Origin of the sequence: Pseudoalteromonas galatheae, assembly GCF_005886105.2 — a bacterium.
Classification (GTDB): domain Bacteria; phylum Pseudomonadota; class Gammaproteobacteria; order Enterobacterales; family Alteromonadaceae; genus Pseudoalteromonas; species Pseudoalteromonas galatheae.
In genome coordinates this window covers 1-542 of sequence record NZ_PNCO02000008.1, presented here as the reverse complement: position 1 = coordinate 542, position 542 = coordinate 1, and the positions used below count along the sequence as shown (strand labels likewise).

Below are 542 nucleotides of genomic sequence, written 5' to 3'. Positions count from 1 at the left end.
GGCTCCTACTGCTTGTACGTACACGGTTTCAGGTTCTATTTCACTCCCCTCACAGGGGTTCTTTTCGCCTTTCCCTCACGGTACTGGTTCACTATCGGTCAGTTGGGAGTATTTAGCCTTGGAGGATGGTCCCCCCATATTCAGTCAAAGTTTCACGTGCTCCGACCTACTCGATTTCACTTTAGATAAGTTTTTGTGTACGGGACTATCACCCTGTTTCGTCATGCTTTCCAGCATGTTCCACTAACTACACTAAAGCTTAAGGGCTGCTCCGATTTCGCTCGCCGCTACTTTCGGAATCTCGGTTGATTTCTTTTCCTACGGGTACTTAGATGTTTCAGTTCTCCGCGTTCGCCTCGTTAACCTATGTATTCAGTTAACGATACCTGCAAGCAGGTGGGTTTCCCCATTCGGAAATCCTAGTCTCAAGCGCCTCTTACTGGCTTGACTAGGCTTATCGCAAGTTAGTACGTCCTTCATCGCCTCCAACTGCCAAGGCATCCACCGTGTACGCTTAGTCACTTAACCATACAACCCAAAAT

The 542-nt window shown here is 48.0% G+C and carries 1 rRNA gene; it reads right to left on the bottom strand.

Features of this window, described 5'->3' with window-relative positions:
* Positions 1-528: ribosomal RNA gene (locus CWC29_RS23520) — 23S ribosomal RNA — on the bottom strand; the annotation flags it as partial.
* Positions 529-542 lie beyond the last annotated feature (14 nt).